This is a genomic window from Mesorhizobium salmacidum (SeqCode) (genome assembly GCF_037179605.1).
In the GTDB taxonomy this organism is placed as follows: Bacteria; Pseudomonadota; Alphaproteobacteria; order Rhizobiales; family Rhizobiaceae; genus Mesorhizobium; species Mesorhizobium salmacidum.
This window is the reverse complement of sequence record NZ_JAPYKS010000119.1, coordinates 1-269: the sequence shown is the minus strand read 5'-3', so window position 1 is coordinate 269 and position 269 is coordinate 1. Positions and strand designations below refer to the sequence as shown.

The window sequence follows — 269 nt, the reverse complement described above, 5'->3', positions numbered from 1 at the left end:
AAATGCGTCATTCCGAATCGCTCGCCCCAGGCCTTCTTGTCGTTGTTCAAATCGACACCGATGATCATATCGGCGCCGGCAAGCTTCAGGCCCTGGATGACATTGAGGCCGATACCGCCGAGGCCGAAGACCACTGATGTCGCACCTTGCTCGACCTTGGCGGTGTTGATGACCGCACCGATGCCGGTGGTGACGCCGCAGCCGATGTAGCAGATCTTGTCGAAAGGGGCGTCCGGATTGACCTTGGCGACCGCGATCTCGGGCAGCAC

The 269-nt window shown here is 60.2% G+C and carries 1 pseudogene; it reads right to left on the bottom strand.

From position 1 onward, the window contains the following. Positions 1-269: pseudogene (locus O7A60_RS31915) on the bottom strand (S-(hydroxymethyl)glutathione dehydrogenase); the annotation flags it as partial.